The sequence below is a fragment of the Streptomyces graminilatus genome (assembly GCF_001418565.1).
GTDB lineage: Bacteria > Actinomycetota > Actinomycetes > Streptomycetales > Streptomycetaceae > Streptomyces > Streptomyces graminilatus.
On the sequence record NZ_LIQQ01000671.1, the window covers coordinates 1 to 1361 of the forward strand.

Sequence of the window (1361 nt, forward strand, 5' to 3'; positions counted from 1 at the left end):
CCGCGGCCCGCGCCGCCGCGACCCCGCCGGCAGGCGGAACCGGCGGCAGCGGGGCTCCGGCGGGACCGCCGTAGACAGCCGCGCTGTCGTGCGCACCGGGTCCCGGGACGTACCCCATGGCGACACCGGCGCCGCCCATGCCTGCCGCCGGGCCGCCGGAGAAGTTGATGCCGCGCTCCAGCTTGTCGAGCCGGGCCATGACGGAACGCTCGTCCCCGTACGCGCCCGGGAGCAGCACGCGCGCGCAGATGAGTTCCAGTTGGAGCCGGGGCGAGGTGGCGCCCCGCATCTCGGTGAGCCCCTCGTTGACGAGGTCGGCGGCACGGCTGAGTTCGGCGGCGCCGAAGACGCCGGCCTGGGCCTGCATACGCTCGACCACATCCACAGGGGCGTCGATGAGCCCCTTCTCGGTCGCGTCCGGCACGGCGGCGAGGATCACCAGGTCGCGCAGCCGTTCGAGCAGGTCGGTGACGAAGCGGCGGGGGTCGTTGCCGCCTTCGATGATGCGGTCCACGACCTCGAAGGCGGCAGCACCGTCCCCGGAGGCGAAGGCCTCGACCACGGAGTCGAGCAGCGAGGCGTCCGTGTAGCCGAGGAGGGAGGTGGCCATGGCGTAGGTCACCCCGTCATCACCGGCGCCGGCCAGCAGCTGATCCATGACGGACATCGAGTCTCGTACGGAACCCGCGCCGGACCGGACGACGAGCGGAAACACGCCATCGGCAACTTGGATGTTCTCGTGCCCGCAGACCTCGGCGAGGTACTCACGGAGAGTCCCGGGCGGAACAAGCCGGAAGGGATAGTGGTGGGTCCGGGATCGAATAGTCCCGATGACCTTCTCGGGTTCCGTGGTCGCGAAGATGAACTTGAGGTGCTCCGGCGGTTCCTCGACGACCTTGAGCAGGGCGTTGAAGCCGGCCGGCGTGACCATGTGGGCCTCGTCGATGATGTAGATCTTGTAGCGACTGCTGGCAGGCCCGAAGAAGGCCTTCTCCCGCAGGTCACGGGCGTCGTCCACACCACCGTGCGAGGCCGCGTCGATCTCGATGACGTCGATCGACCCCGGCCCGTTGCGCGCCAGGTCCCGGCAGGACTGACACTCACCGCAGGGCGTCGGCGTCGGCCCCTTCTCGCAGTTCAGGCAGCGCGCCAGGATGCGCGCACTGGTCGTCTTGCCGCAGCCGCGCGGCCCGCTGAACAGGTACGCGTGATTGACCCGGTTGTTCCGCAGCGCCTGCTGCAGCGGGTCGGTTACATGCTCCTGCCCGATGACCTCGGCGAACGACTCCGGGCGATAGCGGCGGTACAGCGCAAGGGACGACACGCTTACGACGATATCGGGCCCCACTGACAGTCGACCC

Annotated in this window: 1 protein-coding gene; it reads right to left on the reverse strand. The window is 69.7% G+C overall.

Going from position 1 to position 1361, the window contains the following annotated elements; translation table 11 throughout:
- A partial coding sequence (locus AOK08_RS39540) for a DNA polymerase III subunit gamma and tau (RefSeq protein WP_157877003.1) occupies positions 1–1324 on the reverse strand: 1324 nt, incomplete at its 3' end.
- Positions 1325–1361 lie beyond the last annotated feature (37 nt).